We start from the raw sequence: 17,704 nt of genomic DNA, 5'->3' as shown, positions 1-17,704 counted from the left end.
AAATCCGGTCTAGCAATGAGATAATGCGGCCAGTTTACACGTTTGAACATCCATCTGCTCCATGCTTTCCAGCCTGCGCCACTTGTCCCGCTCCGCCCTGGCAGGACTGCCCTTGCTCCTCCCGGCTTCCTGCGCGCTGTGCGGTGCATCAGCGCGCGACAATCTGTGCGGCGCGTGCAAGAGCAGGTTTTTCGGGATGCATGCGCCGCGCTGCCGCAGCTGCGCAATGGCACTGCCCCAGGCGGCCGGCAAACATGAGATCTGCGGTCAATGCCTGCGAAAGACACCTTCCTTTGATGCGACTGTCGTCGCCTGCAACTATACCGCTCCGCATGACCGGCTGGCGCTTGGATTGAAATTCGGTGGATCGTTGCAATTTGCGCCGCTCATGGCCGCTGTAATACGCGACGCCATGCTGCAGCAGGACAAGCTCGAGTTGCCGCAATTGCTCGCAGTGGTCCCGTTGGGAAATGCTCGACTTGCGGAGCGCGGCTTCAATCAGGCGCTGGAAATCGCCCGTCCCCTGTCGCGGATGCTTGGCGTGCCGTTGCAGGCGCAACTGCTTCTGCGGCAGCGCGAGACCCGCGCCCAGTCGCTGCTGCACCCCGACGAGCGGCAAAAGAACGTGCGCGGTGCATTCGTAGTATCCGCGCAATCCATCGACCTGGTTCGCGGACGCCATGTCGGCATGGTCGATGACGTCATGACAACCGGCGATACGCTGAATGAAGTCGCAGCGACACTCAAGCGCTTTGGTGCCGCGCGGGTGACGAACTTCGTCTTTGCCCGCACACCGCAACATTGATCAACTAGCAAGGAGGCCGTCTTGTTTCATGTGGTTCTGGTCGAGCCCGAAATACCGCCCAACACGGGCAATGTCATTCGCCTGTGCGCCAATACCGGCGCACAGCTGCACCTGGTGGAGCCGCTCGGTTTCCCGCTCGATGACGCAAAGATGCGGCGTGCGGGCCTCGATTATCATGATTACGCGACAATGAAAGTGCATGCAAATTGGGATGCCTTTCTCGCCGCGCAGTCGCCCGACCCACAGCGCATGTTTGCGATGACGACCCATGGTTCTACGCCGTTCGCAAGCGTTGCCTTTCGTCCCGGCGACATCTTCGTGTTCGGTTCGGAAACGCGCGGCCTGGCGCCGGAACTGCGCAATGCATTCGCGCCTGCTCAGCGCATCCGGCTGCCGATGCGGCCCGACAATCGCAGCCTCAACCTGTCCAATACGGTTGCCGTAGTCGTTTACGAAGCCTGGCGGCAAAATGGCTTCGCCGGCGGAAGTTAAGCTTATTCATCTTTTTATCAGGATTTTTCATGAAGCTGCATCACGTTCCCTCGCTCGCGCTCGCCTTGCTGCTCACCAGTCTGTCGCATGCCCACGAATACACCGTGAAAGAATTGCAGATCGGTCATCCCTATGCGCGCCCCACCATCGCGCACCAGCCCAGCGGAGCGGCTTACCTGAGCATTGAAAACCGGGGCGGCACTGCCGACAAGCTGATCGGCGTGGCGACGCCGGCGGCGAAGTCGGCCGAGATCCACACCATGTCGATGGACGGCAACGTGATGAGGATGCGCGAAGCCGGCGAAATCAGCCTGCCATCCGGCGCAAAGGTCGAGATGAAGCCGGGCAACGGCTATCACATCATGCTGATGGGGCTGAGCCGGCCGCTGAAGGCCGGCGACAAGATTCCCCTGACGCTCAGCTTTGAAAAGGCGGGCAAGGCCGAAGTATCGGTCGTGGTGGAAGAAACCGCCAAGCCGGCCGGCCAGGTCGATTCCGCCACAAAGCCAGCGGCTTCTCACCATCACCATTGATTGCTGGACGGCGTGCAGCGAGCATTAAGCAATAAGCGGCGCTCGCCGGCCGCCAGCAGTATCAAGCGCCGTAATGCCGGTAGACGGCATGCTTGCCATCCTGCCTGATCAGGATGACATCGAAGGGATCCTTGCGGTCGCCTTCCATTCCCGGCGAGCCCATGGGCATGCGCGGCACTGCCAGGCCATGAGCCTTGGGCCGCTCGGCGAGCAGTCGCTTGATGTCGGCTGCCGGCACGTGGCCCTCCAGCGCATAGCCGGCCACCACGCCGGTATGGCAGGAAGCCAATTCGTTCGGCACCTTGTATTTGCTGCGATACGGCGACGTGTCTTCCACGTCGGTCGCTTTTACCGCGAAGCCATTGGCGCGCAAATGGTCCACCCAGGCATGGCAGCATCCGCAAGTCGGCGTCTTGTAAACCTGGATGACAGGCGCGGCGGCGCGGGCGGATGCAGGCACCAGCAGCGCGGCCAGCGACGCCTTCAATATGGTTCTTCTGTCCATCATAATCCTCTTCAATGTTTGGCAAGGGAGAAAACCGCGCGCAGATCGCCGGTATGCATTCCCCTGAAGTTGTCGATTTGCGGATTGGCCCAGGGAGCCAGCGGCGTATTTTCGACCGCGCCGAGGGCACCGATCTGCTTCAGCGCGGTAATGGCGGCGGGAACGAGCGCGCGCGTGTTGCCGTCGGCGATCTTGATGGCGATGCCGATGCCCATCGAGCGGATGCCGATCGCCTGCACTGCCTCGGCCCCGATCTTGGCGACCCAGTCGCCCGGCACGGTGCGCATGAACGCAAGATCGCTGCGGCCGGTGCCGGACACCAGTTCCGGATGCATGGTCATTGCCTGGAACAATTCTTCCATCAGGCTGCCGTAGACCGGGTCGCGCCCACCTTGCGCCAGCCGGGCATAGGACAGCGCAAGGCGTGACAGCGGCAGCGCGAAATTCGGCGCTGAACAGCCATCGATGCCCGTCGGCATGGCATCCGGCGCCAGGCCGGCCACCTCGGCGAGGCTTTGCCTTACCGCCTGCTGCAGCGGATGGGCTGGCTCCACGTAGCTGTCCAGCGGCGCGCCGTGCTGGATGCACCACGCAAGAAAGCCGGCATGCTTGCCGCTGCAATTGTTGTGCAGCTGATTGAAGCTCGTTCCCGCCTCGGGCATCTTGTCGTGCGTCGGATAGAAGATGGGGACATGGCAGCCGCAGCGCAAGTGATGCTCATCGCAGCCCGCCTTGCGCAGCATGCGTTCCACGGTTTCGGTATGCATGGCTTCGCCGGAATGGCTGGCGCATAGCAGCGCCAGTTCGCGAGCATCGAAGCCGAACCGTTCATGTCCGCCGCCCTGCAGCAAGGGCAGGGACTGGAAAGGCTTGATGGTCGAACGGGTGAAGGTCGGGAAATCGGCATCGCCGGCGTGATACAGCAGCTTGCCGCGCGCATTGACGACCGCGACCGCGCCGTAGTGGATCGATTCCGTATGCCCGCCGCGGGTCGCTTCAACCAGGGGTACGATGGGAGCCAGCGCCATTGCGTTTTCCTTTAAGACTGCCGCACCTTGGACAGCAGCTTGGTGGTGGAACGGTCATGCTCGAAATCGATGGCCACCGCCCGGCCGCCGTACGCGGATACGGCACGTCCTTCAGGAATGGCGTTCATGTCATAGTCGCCGCCCTTGGCATAGATGTCCGGCCGCGCCTCCTGCACCACTTCCAGCGCGGTATCGTCGTCGAAAGGCACCACCATGCTGACCGATTCCAGCGCCGCCAGGATGGCCATGCGGTCCTCGCAGGAATTGACTGGACGGTCGCTGCCCTTCCCGAGACGCCTGACCGAAGCGTCGGTATTGACGGCAACGACCAGCGACCCACCGAGGGCACGGGCCTGCGCGAGATAGGTGACATGGCCGCGATGCAGAATGTCGAAGACGCCGTTGGTCAGCACCACCGGCTTGGGAAGACGGGCGGTGCGCTCGGCGAGTTCTTCGCGGGCACAGAGTTTCTTTTCAAATTCGGGCATGGAACAACAATCACCTGGTATCAAAAGGAAAGGGCCGCGGCATACTGCCTGCGGCCCTCGGGTTCGGGTATAACGCCATGCAGCCTTGCGGTCGCCGGCGATCAGCTTGCGGGCTTCAGCTGCCCGGGCTGCAGGCGCGCGGTGACTTCCTTGCGGTAGCGGTTCAGGTCCTGCACCGATTCGAAGGTGCGCTCGAACAGCAGCGACATGTTGTGCAGGATGCGGTCGACGACCTTCTTTTCCCACTCGCCATCGAACTTGATCTGGCCGTCGAGCCAGCGTTCCAGCCAGTTCGGATCCGGCAGGCGGCTCTGGACGGTGTCGTTGGGAAACAGCGACTGGTTGACGTGCAGGTTGGTCGGATGCAGCGGCTTTTCGGTGCGGCGCGCGGAGGCCATCAGTACGCCGATCTTCGCGAATGCGGCACGCGCGGAATCGCCGACTTCGCCCAGCGCCTTCTTCATGTAGCGCAGATAGGCTCCGCCATGACGGGCCTCATCCTGGCTGATGATCTTGTAGATCGCCTTGATGACCGGTTCGGTATGCCAGTCGGAGGCGCAGCGGTACCAGTGATTCAGGCGGATTTCACCGCAGAAGTGCAGCATCAGGGTTTCAAGCGGCGGCGCCGGATCGAACTCGAAACGCACATTGTGCAGTTCCTCTTCGGTCGGAACCAGTTCCGGGCGGAAGCGGCGCAGATATTCCATCAGTACGAGCGAATGCTTCTGCTCTTCGAAGAACCAGACAGACATGAACGCGGAGAAATCGCTGTCACCGCGGTTATCGCGCAAGAACATTTCGGTGGCAGGCAATGCAGACCATTCGGTGATCGCATTCATCCTGATGGTCTGAGCTTGCTCGTCTGACAATTTGGATGCATCAAACTGGTCCCATGGAATGTCTTTTTCCATGTTCCAGCGGACTTGTTCGAGCGATTTGAATAATTCTGGGTACAGCATCACGCACCTTCGAGGTTAGTTAACTGATTGATTCTACCAAAGAAAAGCACGGTAACCTGCATCCGGTCATGTTTGACGGGACCGATCGCCGAGCAGTCCTCCAAGGAATGTCTTCAATCGAATACCTCTGCAATCGTGTCTGTCCAAGCTGCAAACATGTCCGGCGGCGAAGATTTTCCGGCGCGCCTGAAGCATGACAACCGCCATCCGAAGTGCCCCGTGCCAATGAAAACCGGGCTTTTTTCCGGCATTACCCAGTATGACCACAACAATCGCCCCGAGTGCCGGAAATGCATGCCATTTCGGCATGTTAGATCAGCAAGCACTCATTGCGGGTTGCGGCGTCGGTGCCATCCATCAAGCTGCCCCGCCAGATCATGCAGGTCGAGCACGATGACGTCCGGCGGCGGGCGGCGGGCCAGCAATGCGCAGCCGCCGCCAATCCAGATTTCGGTATCCGCCGGCAGGCTCGCGCGCAGATTGCGCAATCCCTCGAGTGCCTGGTTGCCATTCATCGCCGAAGAGAACGAGAGCGCAACGATATCCGCATGCTGCGTTTGCGCAGCCCTGACAATCTCGGTGATCGGTGTCTGCACGCCGAGTGAAATGCAGTTGGCGCCTTCCAGCGCAAAGATGGCTTCGGCCATCAGCAAGCCGAGGCCGTGCTGTTCCTGGGGAAATGTCGTCAGCAAAACGCGCGGCTGCCCGCCCGCGCCGTGGTGCCGGGGAATGGCGGCAATCGCATTGCGCAGCACGACCTGGACCGATTCGGTATAAAGATGCTCTTCGAACACGGCAAGGCTGCCATTGGCCCAGTGCCGGCCCACCATGTGGTTGAGTGGCGCAATGATGTTAACCACGCAGCCGAACAGTCCCATGCGCAGCAGGTCCTGCGCGAGGGCCCGGCGAAAATCCTCGAAGCGGTGTGTCTTGCAAAGTTCAAGGTAATGCTGCAGTTCTTCCCGTTCGCCGTCCTCGTTCTGCAGCGGCAACGCAGTCCGGGGAATGCCTTGCGCGAGCGCCTGCAATTCCTCGACATTGCGATCAACGATCTTTCCCGGTCGATGGCCGATGTCGATCAGCCGCTTGAGCAACTGAAGCTTGCGCACATCTTCCAGTGCGTAGACACGTTCTCCGAAAGCATCGCGCCCAGGCTGGGGGAAGCCGTAACGCCGCTCCCAGATGCGCAGCGTGTCCTTGGACAAACCGGTTTCGCGCTCCACCGAGCCGATGCTGAGCGGACTGGTGTCAAATGTCATCGCAAGAAATCATATGAATAGGCGTACGAGAGTTGAGCAATGCGTGCGCAGTGCGAGAGATGCCAACATTGTATGCGAAGCGTTCTGTCATGGACAATGAATTGACAGAAGCTTTTTTCGCGTCATGTCCGCTTCCTGCCCGCGCGCAAGTTCGCGGCTTTCGGATTTCCGGTATTGAAGTTTTTTCAATGCAACTATCGCCGCCAAGTGCTGTCAATTCCTCGCGGAATTTTCAGGCGCATTGATGTCGATGCGCGATGCACGATGCCTGACGCCGGAAGCGGGAGCGGAGGAGCCGGATGCTTTTTCAATTTTTTAATCGCACTGGTTTGCATGCCGGCCTAGGCATGCTGGCCTTGTCGAGCCATGCGATGGGAGCCGGGATGAATTCGACACCGGTCGATGTTTTAGAACAACTGCCCGACCTGCAGGAAGGCATGCATGCACCCGGTTATTTCGGCCTCGCCCGCGACCGCGCGATGATCGGTTATGCCAGCCGGCAGGAGAAATGGGACGCCAGGCTGGAGCAGTACACGGTCGCTCCGGCACTGACCGTGGACTATGGCCGCGCGCTGTCGCGGCGCTTTGGCGCCGGCGGCACCCTCACCCACCGGGAAGCGCAATCCGAGCTAGTGGTCAACGGCATCTTCGCGCCGAAGAACAATGTGCGCTTCCGCATCGCCGGATCGCAGCTGCGCAGCGACGCTGCCGGCATGCCGGGAGTCGATTCGGTACAGCAGCAGGGGTATCTGCTGGGCGCGAAAAAATACTGGGACAGTTACCAATACCTGTCCGATCTCGGCATTTCGGCCTATTCGGTCGAAGCCAGTGCCGCGGCCTCTTCGGCGGTATCGACGCTCACCGACCCGGACACCCTGGATGCGGGCGTGGCCGGCATGCAGCTGCCCTCTTCCGGACGCACCGACGGCTATCAGCTCAGCCTCAATCTGCGGCCCTCGTCCGAATCGAAACTCGAACTCAAGCATGACCTGAGCCAGGCCAGCGTGTTCACCGACGCCACGGCAATCCGCAGCGACTCGCAATCCTCGAGCCGGATCCGCTATTCCCATTTCTTCGGGAACTGCCTGCAGCTGCATGGCGGCTTTACCAGCACAACCAGCGCCGAACGCTTCGACCTGACGCTTACCCGCGACAAATGGAATCTGCATTTCATTCGCGAGCAGAATGGCGCCAGCGACAGCACCAGCATGCGTATCGGCTATGTCCTGCCTCTCGGCCGTCAGCCCAATGTCAAGCGCCAATGCGGCTCCGTGGGTGCGCCCCGCTTCGATTCGATCGTCAATGCCACCACGAAGCGGCCTGCGCAGCTGCCGGCCGAGCCTATCGCCATTGGCACTTTCCGCTGAGCTGACAGACTTCTCCGATCACAGTGCCGAATCGTCAAGCCTTTATCGGAGGAAAACTTTCATGCCAAATCTTCACTGAACCGGCATGAGGTCGGCATCGATTGACGCAAATCCGCCGTTAAATGTCGTAAATCAGCCGGTTTCCACATAAAAACAGATGCCTGCAGGATACGGCTCGGGCTATCATGACCCACATCCCGAATGCTGATGCAGGCACGCCTTCCAGGTACGCTGCGCGCTGATCTGGGTGCGCCGGGACGACATGGGGTCAGCCGGCCAAATTCAAGCCGGATAAAACCACAACATGGAATCACAGTACGAGCCGTGGCTCGTCATGCTTTCGATTGCCATCGCAGTCTTTGCATCCTTTGTCGCCTTCAACCTGACCAGCCGCGTCGCAGCGGCAAGGACCAGGCGAATCGCCGCCTGCTGGCTTGCGGGCAGCGCGGTGTGCATGGGAACCGGAATCTGGGCGATGCATTTCATCGGCATGCTCGCCCTTACGCTGGCGATTCCAGTCGCCTATGGCATCGGCATGACGGTCCTGTCCCTGCTGATCGCCATCGGCACCAGCGGCTACTCGCTGCACATCCTCAATCGCGCATCCAGCCGGGCGCCGCAGCTGATTGTCGCCGGCGCCGTGATGGCCGGCGGTATCGTCGCCATGCACTATGTCGGCATGGAAGCGCTGACATTCAATCCCGCTGTTCGCTACGATCCCTGGCTGGTGCTGGCTTCCATCCTGATTGCCGCCGCCGCTTCCACCGGCGCGCTGTGGATCAACCGCCGCGTGCGCAGCGACAGGCTTGCCGCAAGCCTGCCGCTGAAGCTGCTTGGCGCGCTGATCATGGGCCTGTCGATCTCCGGCATGCATTACACCGGCATGGCGGCCGCGCACATTCCCGCCGGCGCCGTCTGCATCACGGACAACGGGGTATTCAATGCCTGGTGGCTGGCCGGGGCGGTGGGCGGCGTTGCTTTCCTGCTCCTTGCGACCAGCTTCCATCTTTCCATGGTCGATTCCTACCTGGCCGCGCGCTCCGGCCAGCACAATCTGGAGCTGGAAAAGATGAATGCCGAGCTCGAACGCAATACCGCGGACCTCATGCAGGCCAACAGCCAGCTGCGCCAGGAAATCGACGAGCGTATCCGCTCCGAACAGAAGGTGGCGTATCTTGCCTACCATGACACGCTCACCTCCCTGCCCAACCGGCGCATGCTCAGCAGCCACCTGCTGCATGCGGTGAACCAGGCGCAGAGGCAAGGCAAGACGCTCGCCCTGCTGCTCATCGACCTCGACCGCTTCAAGACCGTCAACGATACGATGGGACATGAGGCCGGCGACCAGCTGCTGCTGGAAGTCGCCACCCGCATCCGCCACTGCCTGCGCGAAAGCGACATCATCGCGCGGCTGGGCGGCGATGAATTCGTGGTGATGCTGGAGGATGTGGATACGCCGGCGGCGATCGCCGTGGTCGCGGAAAAGATACTGGCGGTGGCGCGCTGGCCCTTCGTCATCAGCGAACAGGAGTTCTACGTGACGGCCAGCATCGGCATCAGCCTGTTTCCCCAGGATGGCCAGAATGAACAATCGCTGCTGCGCTGCGCGGATATCGCCATGTACAAGGCCAAGGATGACGGCAAGAATGCTTTCCGCTTCTTTTGCAATGAGCTCAATGAGCATGCGATAGAAAAGCTGACGCTGGAAACCTACCTGCGCACGGCCATCGAACGCCAGGAAATCTCGATGCATTACCAGCCCAAGGTCGGGCTGCAAAGCGGCCGCATCGTCGGCGTCGAGGCGCTGATGCGATGGACCCATCCCAAGCTGGGCATCGTGCCGCCCAGCCGCTTCATTCCGCTGGCAGAGGAAACCCGCATCATTCGCCAGCTCGGCCGCTGGGCCATCGAAGAGTCCTGCCGCCAGGCCGTTGCCTGGCGCGAACAGGGCCTGGGGGATCTGAACATCGCGGTCAACCTGTCGGTTTCCCAGTTCGGAGACGAGGGACTGCATCGCGACATCGCCGCGATCCTGCAATCGACCGGCATGGACCCGACGCGGCTGGAACTCGAGATCACGGAGAGCATGTTCATGGACCGCTTCGAGGAAAGCCTCAGGACGATCCAGCGGCTCAAGGAAGCGGGCGTGCGCATCGCGGTCGACGACTTCGGCACCGGCTTCTCTTCGTTGTCCACGCTGAAGAACCTGCCGATCGATACGCTCAAGATCGACGGCGCGTTCGTGCGCGGGCTGCCCGCCGACGCAAAGGACGCCGGCATTACACGAGCCATCGTCGCCATGGGCAAGACGTTGAACGTGACGGTGGTGGCCGAAGCGGTGGAAACCGAAGCGCAGCGCGACTTCCTGCACGCTGCCTCGTGCGACCAGGTGCAGGGCTACTACTACAGCAAGCCGGTGACGGCGGCCCGGCTATCCGAGATGCTGGCAGCGCCGTCGTTTGCGTAATGCGCGAACCGGTCCTAGAGCGGATTGCGAATGGGTGTACGGTCGCTTCGGCCTGCCTTGGGCCCACTTCACCATGGCAGCGTTGTTCGTCGCTTGTGTCGCCCGCCACACAGCGCCCCTTTCGCCTTGCCCTGCATCCCAGGACAAACCGATTCTTCCCTACATCCTCCCGCAATCCGCTCTAGCCGATCACGAAATCTTCACGGAAACGGCGCACCGCCTCGTTGACCATGCCTTCGGTGCTGCCGAATTGCGCGCGCCTGTCGCGCAGGTAGCTGGCATCGCTGCCGGCCTGTGCGGTTTGCCGTATGTGGTCCAGTGCCTGCTGGCTGCCCAGCGCCGCGGCGAAGGGCTCGATGCGATCCAGCGTTGCCGCAATGTCTTCGCGCAGCGTCTTTGCCTCGTGCGTCTGCGGATGGACCACCGTACCGTCGAGACCGAAGCGGCATGCCTGGAAGCGGTTGTAGTTGTAGACCAGGTAATCCTCTTCGCGGGGAGCGGCTTCCATGCCTTCGAGCAGGTAGCAGCAAAGCGCCTGCAGGTAACAGGCCAGCGCCGCGGCGCGCTCCACCGTCAGCGGCGTGTCGCAGACGCGCAGTTCGATCGTGCCAAATTCCGGCTTGGGACGGATATCCCAATAAAAGTCCTTCATGCTCTTGACGATGCCAGTGCTTTCCATCTTGGCGAAGTACTCGGTCTGAAATTCCTCCCAGGTCAGCAGGAAGGGCGCGCGGCCGCTCAGCGGAAAGGCGAACACCGAATTCAGGCGCGCGGAATTGAACAGGGTATCCCTGCCCTGCACATACGGCGACGATGCCGAGAGCGCGATGAAATGCGGCACGTAGCGGTTGAGGCTGTGCAGCAGGCGCAGCGCCACGTCGCCGGAGCTGCAGCCGATATGCACGTGCTGGCCGAAGATGGTGAACTGCTTGGCCAGGTAGCCGTACAACGTGGAGACTTCCTTGAAGCGCGGCTTGGAGAATATCTTGCGCTCCGACCAGTTCTGGAAAGGATGCGTGCCGCCGCCGCAGACGCCGACATTGAGCATGTCGCCGGCACGCACCAGGGTATCGCGGATCTCGCGCAGCTGCGCCAGCAGCTCCGCATGATTGGTGTGCACGTCGGTTGAAATTTCAATCATGCTTTCCGTGATTTCCGGCACCACGTTGCCGGGAAACTTGCGGCGCGCCAGCAGGGCCAGCATGTCGGGGCTGGCGTCGACGAGATCGAAGTCGCTCAGACTCACCAGCTGGAGTTCGAGTTCGACGCCCAGCGTCAGGGGTTTGGATACGCCAAAGGATTCGAGCGGCATGTCATTTCTCCTGGGGTTCGGAAGTTTCGCCGGCGAACTTCAATGCGAGCTGGGTCAGCACCGGACCGAAGATTGCGAGCAGTAGCGTGGCAGTGGCCAATGGCGCGAGCTGGTCCATCAGATCGATGCCCATGGACCGGGTCTGCACCATCAGCCCGATCACCAGCACCGACATCGGCGACATCGCGACGCCAGTCAGAAGGCCCTTGCGCCAGGTGGTGCCGCTGAAGCGCGCGAACAGCGTGGCGCCGGCCAGCTTGGAAAGAAAGCGCGCGCCGAGCAGGGCCAATGCGATATCCGCACCGGCCACGATGCTCGGCCATGCGAGGCTGGCGCCGATGAAGACGAACAGCAGCACGGTGAGCAGGTCGCCGAGCGCACCGAAATTGCGCTGCGCCGGGCTGAGCGCTTCGCGCCGGTGGCGTACCATCAGGCCGAAGCCGAGCGTGGCCAGGATGGGCGAAATCTTGAAAGCCTGGGCCAGCGCGGCCAGCAGAATGACGGCGATCGAAAATGCCAGGGTTGCGTCCTGCGCGAGAATGCCGAGCTTGCGCAGCAGCACCGGCACCGCATAACCGAAGGCAACCCCCAGCGCGCCCGATGCGGCGAGCACCAGCAGGCTGTTCGATACCGCGCTCCAGACGCTGCCGGAATGCTGGAACGACCACAGGCCGACGATGAGGTTGAAGATGAAGACCGCGAACAGGCAGTTGAGCGCCGCCAGGTGCAGCACGCGTTCCGTCACCTGGCCCGAACTGCGCTGCTCGTTCACGACGCGCAATACTTCAGCCGGCGAGGTGGATACCGCCAGGGCCGCAATCAGCAGGCCCGGCAGCCCGGTAATGCCGAACATTCCCACCACAATGTACACCAGCACGAAGGTGGCGACTGACTCCGCCAGGCCGCTGGCGGCCAGCCACCAGTTCAACCTGAGCCAGCGCAGGTTGATGCGATAGGCGAATTCAAAAAGAATCAGGCCGAAGGCCATGTTGGCGATCAGCGTGATTTCGCCTTCGCTGGGACGCGGCAGCATGCCGGTCTGCGCATAGGAGAGCACCACGCCAGTCAGGCTGTAGACGCTGATGCGCGGCAGGTTGGTCGAGCGGTGCACGATTTCACCGAGCACCCAGGCAATCGCCACGGCAAGCGGCCAGACGAAGCCGGTACTGATAGGTAGAAATTCTGTCATCTGTTTCCTGGCAAGTTGGCAAGCCGGCATGGCACTGCATGCGATACCGGATTGCTGCACGGCGCATGTCGGACCGACGATGGGCACGGAAGTGCGCGGGATCGCACCACCGCTTCCCGAGGCCCGGAGCCAGCGCATCCTCGCATGCGGCTGGTGTCCGCATGTCGACATGCGACAAGCTTTTACGCTATGCGTTGAGGGGATCGTTCCGAGCGTCGCCGCCCTGCGCCGCGGCGCTGGACGCTACCGCATCGCGACCTACGCCATGCGATGCATGGCATACGACGTACAGAACGCGCCTGTGCACGCATCCGCGTGCTATTGAAGTTGAACAAATACAGCCGGCATGGCGGGAATGCCGCCATGGCATCGGCGGCAGGCCTGCTTCCGCTGCAGCATTGCTGGGGCGCTTTCGGCCTGGCGGTGCTGGGCAAAACAGTGTTGCCTCAGTCACGAACGGCTTCATGTTGCACGACTATGCTTAGGGGAAACTTAAATGGAGGGAAAGAACTTTCATTGTTCCTGGCTTGGCGGCCGACCATTTTCAAACGAACAAAAATGATGCAGAATCTGGCTGCAGTTAAAAAAATCCATTCTCAGGAGTTGAGGAGAGACATGAAAGCCCGCTTCCACAAGGAGCGGGCTTTTGCATTCCAGGAGCGGCGGCCTGCCTCGGCGGCCATAAAAAAAATGGCTCGGCGGTCCAGAGACCTGCCGAGCCAAAAGGGAACCTTCAATGCCACCTGCTGAGTGACAGTACGGCTTCATCATGCCCGAATTAGCTTAGGGGAAGCTTAAGACTTTACCGACTACACCGCTTCGGCGACCGGTTCCGGCCTGCGTACCGTCTGGTGCAACGGGAACTCCACCGCGACCTTGAGTCCACCCAGCGCAGAGCGGCCGAGTTCCACGCTGCCGTGGTGCCGATCGACGATCGCCTTGACGATCGCAAGTCCCAGCCCGCTGCCGCCCGCACTGGTGCCTGGCACGCGGTAGAAGCGGTCGAACACGCGTGTCCTGTTGTCTTCGGAAATGCCAGGCCCGGAATCCTCGACGGTCAGGCAAGCCTTGTCATTGGCGCTGGAAATGGCGACGGCGACGCTGCCATCGTTGGGCGTGTAGCGAACGGCGTTGTCGAGCAGGTTGCGCGTCATCATGCGCAGGGCTTCGGCATCGCCTTCCACGCTGGCGCGCAGGGCCGCGTCGAGCCGGATTTCCACGTTCTTGGAAGAAGCAAGCGGCGCCACGTCGGCGGCCGCGTATTCGATGCAGGCCTGCAGGTCTACCACGGTATCGCTTGCGGGCACCGACATCGGATCCTGCCGAGCCAGCACCAGGAGCTGCTCGACCAGCCGCGATGCGCGGTCCACGCCGCCCTGCAGCCGGGCGACTGCCTGCGCGCGCGCCATGTCATCCTTGGCCCGGGTCAGGGTCTGCAGTTGCAGCTTGAGCGCAGTCAGCGGTGAGCGAAGTTCATGGGCGGCATCGGCGACGAAATTGCGCTGCGACTGCAGCGCGCTGCCCATGCGCGTCAGCAGCAGGTTGAGTTCGGCCACCAGCAGCGACACTTCCTGCGGCACGCCCTCATCCGATACGGGCTCCGTGGAATCGGTATTGCGGTGCGCCAGGTCATGCCCGATGCGGTTGAGCGGACTTAATGCGGAAGTCACTACCCACCACGCGGCGGCGAACAGCATCAGCGACACCGGAATAATCGGCCACAGCGAATGCATGGCCAGCGATATCGCCCGATCGCGCCGGGTCTCCATCTTTTGCGCGACCTGGATGCGCTTGGACTGGTTCTCGATGGCAAACACGCGCCAGTCGCCGTTGTTCAGAGAGACCGTGGAAAAGCCCAGCGCCCCCTGCTGCGGCAGGAACAGATACGGCCGCCGCTGGAATACGCGCACGCCATCATCACCCCAGATCTGGATGACAAAATCGAAATTGGTGCTCGGCTTGGACGAGGTGTACCACTCGGTATCGTCGAGCGCGGTGTCGCGCAAGGCGAAAGCCATCTGCTTCATGTGATAGTCGAACAGCTTGTTGGCTTCCTGCATGGCCTCGCGCAGCGAGACGGTGAATTGCAGCGCCGCCGCGCCGAGAATGGCCACGCCGAGCAGCAGGATCAGGCGGATTCGCAGCGAACGCATCATGGCTTGCCCACCATATAGCCGAGGCCGCGTACCGTGATCACGAACTGCTGTCCAAGCTTCTTGCGCAAGCCGTGCACGTACACTTCGATGGCATTGCTCTCGACGTCGCCAGACCAGCCGTACAAGCGCTCCTCCAGCTGGCCGCGCGACAAAATCGCGCCTGGCCGTGCGATCAACGCATCGAGGATGGACCATTCGCGCGACGAAAGAATGACTTGGCTGCCGTCCACCATGACCTGCCGGGTTTCGACATTGATTTCGATGTTGCCATGTCGATAGCTGCTCTCCGTCATGCCGCGCGATCTGCGGACCAGCGCATGCAGGCGGGCGAGCAGTTCCTCGACATCGAAGGGCTTGACGAGATAGTCGTCGGCACCGGTTTTCAGACCGAGCACGCGCTCGGGAACCGAGTCACGCGCGGTGACAATCAGCACCGGCGTGCTGTTGGCGCGTGCGCGCAGGCTGCGAAGCAATTCCATGCCGTCCTTTCCCGGCAGGCCGAGATCGAGCAGCATGGCATCATAGTTATGGGTTGCCAACGCAATATCGGCGGCTTCGCCGTCCTTGACCCAATCGACGGCAATATCCTCGCCTTCCAATGCAATTTGGATGTTTTCGCCGATCATTGCATCGTCTTCAACTAGCAGAATTTTCATGTGGTGCCGAGCTTGCCGTTCCTGTGCGGGAAAGCTTCGATTCTAGAACCATTTAGGAATTCACGGCCGCCTCTGTGCATGCAGGTTTGTTCTGCGGCTGGCAAATCAGGCAGGAATCGCGCAGGGCGGCACGATGCCAGTGCCGTGGATAGTATCTGAAAGGAGAACGGAAAACGAGGATGCCGGCGCTGTTCTGCCGGCTCTTTGGCAAGCGATTCAATAGAACAGGCGCCTGCATTAATGCAGCACAGTTACCTGTTTGAGATCGTTGTTGATGCGGACGAAGAGACAGGCGGATCAGCGGCGGCCGAAGCGGCCGAAACGATCGCGCCGCTCCAGTTCGATGCGCTGCACCCGGCTACCGCGTGTCGCCAGCGCAGGGGTCTTCTGGCCGGTTTTCACTGCGGGCGAAATGGAATTGCGGGAAGATGCTGCGCTGACATTGGCAATTGCAATTTGTGTGGTCATAGGCCCTCAATGATGAGTCAGGTATGTCGAACCGGCGCTCCGGCGCTCCGTTGATTACGCAGTCCATGCATCGACTATGGCGCCATGCATGCTGTATGGCAGCAGTGTGGCACGGGAAGCTTAAGCCAACCTTAGACGCCCCGGGTTATGCGCACTTCCGACGGGTTTCGAGGACCGTATCTGGAAATTGTCAATTTGTTGTAGTGAAGACATCCACATTCATTGCATGAGAGAAAATCCTCATCGGTGAATCTACGTTCGCCATTAAGCTAGTGGACTTTGTGGACTTAGCGCAGCGCGAGCAGTGAAAAAGTCTGCAGTATGCATATCGGCGTATGTCGCCAGAGCTGCTTCGGAGCTGACAATGGAATGGAGCCGCGCACTATAACGCCATAGTTCAGGGAGTCCTCATGGGGAAAGTAGTTTTCCTGGATGGAGACGATGTCCTTGAAGCCTTTCCTGAAGTAATAGCGCAGCTGTGGATCGAGCGGTTCATTTACGCGAAGGCCGCGCCGCGCGTGCGCATACTGCCATACCTGCAGGCCGGGATTTTGCGCGCGCGCTTTCCTGAAGCCGGGAATGGGCGAGCCGAGGTAGATGTCGCGCCAACCAGCCTTCAGCGCGCGTGGATGGAAGAAACGGAATATCTGCGTAACCGCCTTGCTGTCGAGGCTGCTGAGGCTGATGCCGAACAGCGCATCGCCGGCATCCGGTGCGCCGTGATGCAGGCGCACATCGGCGGCGTTTTCCCAGCGCGTCGGCGCGACGAAGGCTTGCGCGCTCACTGGACGCATGAACAACGACGCCAGCGCCCTGCCGGAATCCGCACAAAAGCTGCCGATGCAAAGCTGCGGAAAGGTTTCGATACGCAGCATCAGGCTTGCGGCATCCGCAGCCTGATGCGATTCCCATTTTGCCCGCTCCAGCACCAGCAGCGCGGGAATATCTTCCGGACGAAGATAACGTGAAATTATTTTCATGACACACCCGTGTATTCACGATGCATCAATTGAGGCGGCGATGCCGGCTTCGGCGATCGATGCGGCATGCGCCGGGCCGCTTGCCGATTGCGCCAGCTGGGATACCAGGCCGGTCAGGTAGCCATGCGCAAGCACGGCGTGCCTGCGATAGTAATCATCGGTCCGCAGCACCTCGTGCAAGGACGCGAGGCGATGGAAAGGCACCGAGGGGTACAGGTGATGCTCCGCATGGTAGTTGACGCCGTAAGGACAAATGAACAGGCGTCCGATCCAGTTGCTTAGTACGGTGCGCGATCCGGCGATACCTTGCGACGGCATTCCGAAATGTTCGCCCAGGTCACGCACATACAGAATGCCCATCAGGAAGGTGGCCATCGGGACAAGCCAGTAGAGCAGCACGGTCCACCATAGATCGAAGACCGCAAGCAGCGCAAGAACGAGCGCCGCATAGACCATTCGAAAGCGGCTGCTCGCGGGAGACAGGTTGGTGGCCATGCCGGCATCGACGGTGTAGCGGTTGAGTTCTTCCAATGTGTACCGGCCCAGCGCATGCTTGACCATTTCGGCGTAGGTTTGCGCCTTCGATTTGGGAAATTGATAGCGCGGCCGCTTGATCGCGGCAATCCAGTTCGAATCCGCTACCGTGTTGACATGCTGGTGATGCGGCATATGGTTGCGCCGGAAACCGTGCACCGTAATGAAGAACGGCAGGGCTGTCAGCGCGTCGCCGAGCATGTCGTTGAGCCATGCATGCCTGCGACTGAACTGATGATGCGCATATTCATGCATCAATATCAGCAATGCATGCTGGCGGGCTGCGATCAGCAGCATGCAGGCCAGGCTGACGGCAACATGTTGGACATGCGTTGCAGTAGCGATCAGGGCGACGATGCACAACCATTCCGCCAAAGTATGCAACAGCAAGCGTCCCGGCGCTCTTTTCGAGAATTGCTGTAGCAGATTTCGATCGAGAAGAATCTGTGACCGTGCTTGCAGAATCGATGAGGCATCCATGCTGGCAACTTCCTTGTATTTGACTT

The 17,704-nt window shown here is 60.9% G+C and carries 18 protein-coding genes; 6 read left to right on the top strand and 12 right to left on the bottom strand.

Going from position 1 to position 17,704, the window contains the following annotated elements; genetic code table 11:
- The first annotated feature begins 61 nt into the window (after positions 1–61).
- The 3 genes from RY831_RS07980 to RY831_RS07970 are packed head-to-tail and all read left to right on the top strand — an operon-like array spanning position 62 to position 1,830.
- The gene (locus RY831_RS07980; protein WP_326505801.1) at positions 62–805 is read left to right on the top strand and encodes a ComFC family protein; all 744 of its coding nucleotides are present in this window, start codon (positions 62–64) and stop codon (positions 803–805) included.
- Positions 806–826: 21 nt separating this feature from the next.
- Positions 827–1,297, top strand: coding sequence for a tRNA (uridine(34)/cytosine(34)/5-carboxymethylaminomethyluridine(34)-2'-O)-methyltransferase TrmL (gene trmL, locus RY831_RS07975; protein WP_326505800.1), 471 nt, complete (start codon positions 827–829; stop codon positions 1,295–1,297).
- A gap of 29 nt (positions 1,298–1,326) precedes the next feature.
- The gene (locus RY831_RS07970; RefSeq protein ID WP_326505799.1) at positions 1,327–1,830 is read left to right on the top strand and encodes a copper chaperone PCu(A)C; all 504 of its coding nucleotides are present in this window, start codon (positions 1,327–1,329) and stop codon (positions 1,828–1,830) included.
- Between the two features lie 61 nt (positions 1,831–1,891).
- On the opposite strand, the gene RY831_RS07965 is transcribed toward RY831_RS07970, so the two are convergent.
- From RY831_RS07965 to RY831_RS07945, 5 genes are all read right to left on the bottom strand, one after another.
- Positions 1,892–2,335: a DUF411 domain-containing protein gene (locus RY831_RS07965; RefSeq protein ID WP_326505990.1), complete on the bottom strand. Its 444-nt coding sequence runs from the start codon at positions 2,333–2,335 to the stop codon at positions 1,892–1,894.
- Between the two features lie 11 nt (positions 2,336–2,346).
- Entirely contained in the window at positions 2,347–3,363 is a 1,017-nt protein-coding gene (locus RY831_RS07960; protein ID WP_326505798.1) for an asparaginase, read from the bottom strand.
- A gap of 11 nt (positions 3,364–3,374) precedes the next feature.
- Positions 3,375–3,851 (bottom strand): D-glycero-beta-D-manno-heptose 1-phosphate adenylyltransferase, encoded by a 477-nt coding sequence (rfaE2, locus tag RY831_RS07955; RefSeq protein ID WP_326505797.1) that lies wholly within the window; start codon positions 3,849–3,851, stop codon positions 3,375–3,377.
- 101 nt (positions 3,852–3,952) lie between these two features.
- Positions 3,953–4,810, bottom strand: a complete 858-nt coding sequence (locus RY831_RS07950) for a ferritin family protein (RefSeq protein ID WP_326505796.1) — start codon at positions 4,808–4,810, stop codon at positions 3,953–3,955.
- Positions 4,811–5,136: 326 nt separating this feature from the next.
- The gene (locus RY831_RS07945) at positions 5,137–6,069 is read right to left on the bottom strand and encodes a MerR family transcriptional regulator (RefSeq protein WP_326505795.1); all 933 of its coding nucleotides are present in this window, start codon (positions 6,067–6,069) and stop codon (positions 5,137–5,139) included.
- A gap of 383 nt (positions 6,070–6,452) precedes the next feature.
- On the opposite strand from RY831_RS07945, the gene RY831_RS07940 reads away from it, so the two are divergent.
- Both RY831_RS07940 and RY831_RS07935 read left to right on the top strand, forming a co-directional pair.
- Entirely contained in the window at positions 6,453–7,436 is a 984-nt protein-coding gene (locus tag RY831_RS07940; RefSeq protein ID WP_326505794.1) for a hypothetical protein, read from the top strand.
- Positions 7,437–7,740: 304 nt separating this feature from the next.
- Complete coding sequence (locus RY831_RS07935) at positions 7,741–9,903, top strand: putative bifunctional diguanylate cyclase/phosphodiesterase (protein WP_326505793.1); 2,163 nt, start codon at positions 7,741–7,743, stop codon at positions 9,901–9,903.
- Positions 9,904–10,084: 181 nt separating this feature from the next.
- On the opposite strand, the gene RY831_RS07930 is transcribed toward RY831_RS07935, so the two are convergent.
- Both RY831_RS07930 and RY831_RS07925 read right to left on the bottom strand, forming a co-directional pair.
- Complete coding sequence (locus tag RY831_RS07930; protein ID WP_326505792.1) at positions 10,085–11,215, bottom strand: YbdK family carboxylate-amine ligase; 1,131 nt, start codon at positions 11,213–11,215, stop codon at positions 10,085–10,087.
- Between the two features lies 1 nt (position 11,216).
- Positions 11,217–12,404 (bottom strand): cation:proton antiporter, encoded by a 1,188-nt coding sequence (locus RY831_RS07925; protein WP_326505791.1) that lies wholly within the window; start codon positions 12,402–12,404, stop codon positions 11,217–11,219.
- Positions 12,405–12,767: 363 nt separating this feature from the next.
- On the opposite strand from RY831_RS07925, the gene RY831_RS07920 reads away from it, so the two are divergent.
- Entirely contained in the window at positions 12,768–13,154 is a 387-nt protein-coding gene (locus RY831_RS07920; protein WP_326505790.1) for a hypothetical protein, read from the top strand.
- 59 nt (positions 13,155–13,213) lie between these two features.
- On the opposite strand, the gene RY831_RS07915 is transcribed toward RY831_RS07920, so the two are convergent.
- The 5 genes from RY831_RS07915 to RY831_RS07895 all read right to left on the bottom strand — a co-directional run bounded on the left by RY831_RS07915 (position 13,214) and on the right by RY831_RS07895 (position 17,582).
- On the bottom strand, positions 13,214–14,560 hold the full coding sequence (locus RY831_RS07915) for an ATP-binding protein (protein ID WP_326505789.1): 1,347 nt from the start codon (positions 14,558–14,560) through the stop codon (positions 13,214–13,216).
- Complete coding sequence (locus RY831_RS07910) at positions 14,557–15,216, bottom strand: response regulator (protein WP_326505788.1); 660 nt, start codon at positions 15,214–15,216, stop codon at positions 14,557–14,559. The genes RY831_RS07915 and RY831_RS07910 overlap by 4 nt, the downstream gene beginning before the upstream one ends.
- A gap of 297 nt (positions 15,217–15,513) precedes the next feature.
- Positions 15,514–15,684: a hypothetical protein gene (locus RY831_RS07905; protein ID WP_326505787.1), complete on the bottom strand. Its 171-nt coding sequence runs from the start codon at positions 15,682–15,684 to the stop codon at positions 15,514–15,516.
- A gap of 287 nt (positions 15,685–15,971) precedes the next feature.
- Entirely contained in the window at positions 15,972–16,664 is a 693-nt protein-coding gene (locus RY831_RS07900; RefSeq protein WP_326505786.1) for a hypothetical protein, read from the bottom strand.
- 15 nt (positions 16,665–16,679) lie between these two features.
- Positions 16,680–17,582, bottom strand: a complete 903-nt coding sequence (locus RY831_RS07895; RefSeq protein WP_326505785.1) for a fatty acid desaturase family protein — start codon at positions 17,580–17,582, stop codon at positions 16,680–16,682.
- Positions 17,583–17,704 lie beyond the last annotated feature (122 nt).

This window comes from Noviherbaspirillum album, from assembly GCF_035916955.1.
GTDB lineage: Bacteria > Pseudomonadota > Gammaproteobacteria > Burkholderiales > Burkholderiaceae_D > Noviherbaspirillum > Noviherbaspirillum album.
This window is presented reverse-complemented; position numbering and strand designations above follow the sequence as displayed.

Excerpts from the sequence above, each read along its gene's own strand:
- RY831_RS07980 (WP_326505801.1), top strand. The coding sequence starts at position 62 with ATGCTTTCCAGCCTGCGCCACTTGTCCCGCTCCGCCCTGGCAGGACTG.
- RY831_RS07970 (WP_326505799.1), top strand. The coding sequence starts at position 1,327 with ATGAAGCTGCATCACGTTCCCTCGCTCGCGCTCGCCTTGCTGCTCACC.
- RY831_RS07965 (WP_326505990.1), bottom strand. The coding sequence starts at position 2,335 with ATGGACAGAAGAACCATATTGAAGGCGTCGCTGGCCGCGCTGCTGGTG.
- RY831_RS07960 (WP_326505798.1), bottom strand. The coding sequence starts at position 3,363 with ATGGCGCTGGCTCCCATCGTACCCCTGGTTGAAGCGACCCGCGGCGGG.
- rfaE2 (WP_326505797.1), bottom strand. The coding sequence starts at position 3,851 with ATGCCCGAATTTGAAAAGAAACTCTGTGCCCGCGAAGAACTCGCCGAG.
- RY831_RS07950 (WP_326505796.1), bottom strand. The coding sequence starts at position 4,810 with ATGCTGTACCCAGAATTATTCAAATCGCTCGAACAAGTCCGCTGGAAC.
- RY831_RS07945 (WP_326505795.1), bottom strand. The coding sequence starts at position 6,069 with ATGACATTTGACACCAGTCCGCTCAGCATCGGCTCGGTGGAGCGCGAA.
- RY831_RS07940 (WP_326505794.1), top strand. The coding sequence starts at position 6,453 with ATGAATTCGACACCGGTCGATGTTTTAGAACAACTGCCCGACCTGCAG.
- RY831_RS07935 (WP_326505793.1), top strand. The coding sequence starts at position 7,741 with ATGGAATCACAGTACGAGCCGTGGCTCGTCATGCTTTCGATTGCCATC.
- RY831_RS07930 (WP_326505792.1), bottom strand. The coding sequence starts at position 11,215 with ATGCCGCTCGAATCCTTTGGCGTATCCAAACCCCTGACGCTGGGCGTC.
- RY831_RS07925 (WP_326505791.1), bottom strand. The coding sequence starts at position 12,404 with ATGACAGAATTTCTACCTATCAGTACCGGCTTCGTCTGGCCGCTTGCC.
- RY831_RS07920 (WP_326505790.1), top strand. The coding sequence starts at position 12,768 with ATGGCATCGGCGGCAGGCCTGCTTCCGCTGCAGCATTGCTGGGGCGCT.
- RY831_RS07915 (WP_326505789.1), bottom strand. The coding sequence starts at position 14,560 with ATGATGCGTTCGCTGCGAATCCGCCTGATCCTGCTGCTCGGCGTGGCC.
- RY831_RS07910 (WP_326505788.1), bottom strand. The coding sequence starts at position 15,216 with ATGAAAATTCTGCTAGTTGAAGACGATGCAATGATCGGCGAAAACATC.
- RY831_RS07905 (WP_326505787.1), bottom strand. The coding sequence starts at position 15,684 with ATGACCACACAAATTGCAATTGCCAATGTCAGCGCAGCATCTTCCCGC.
- RY831_RS07900 (WP_326505786.1), bottom strand. The coding sequence starts at position 16,664 with ATGAAAATAATTTCACGTTATCTTCGTCCGGAAGATATTCCCGCGCTG.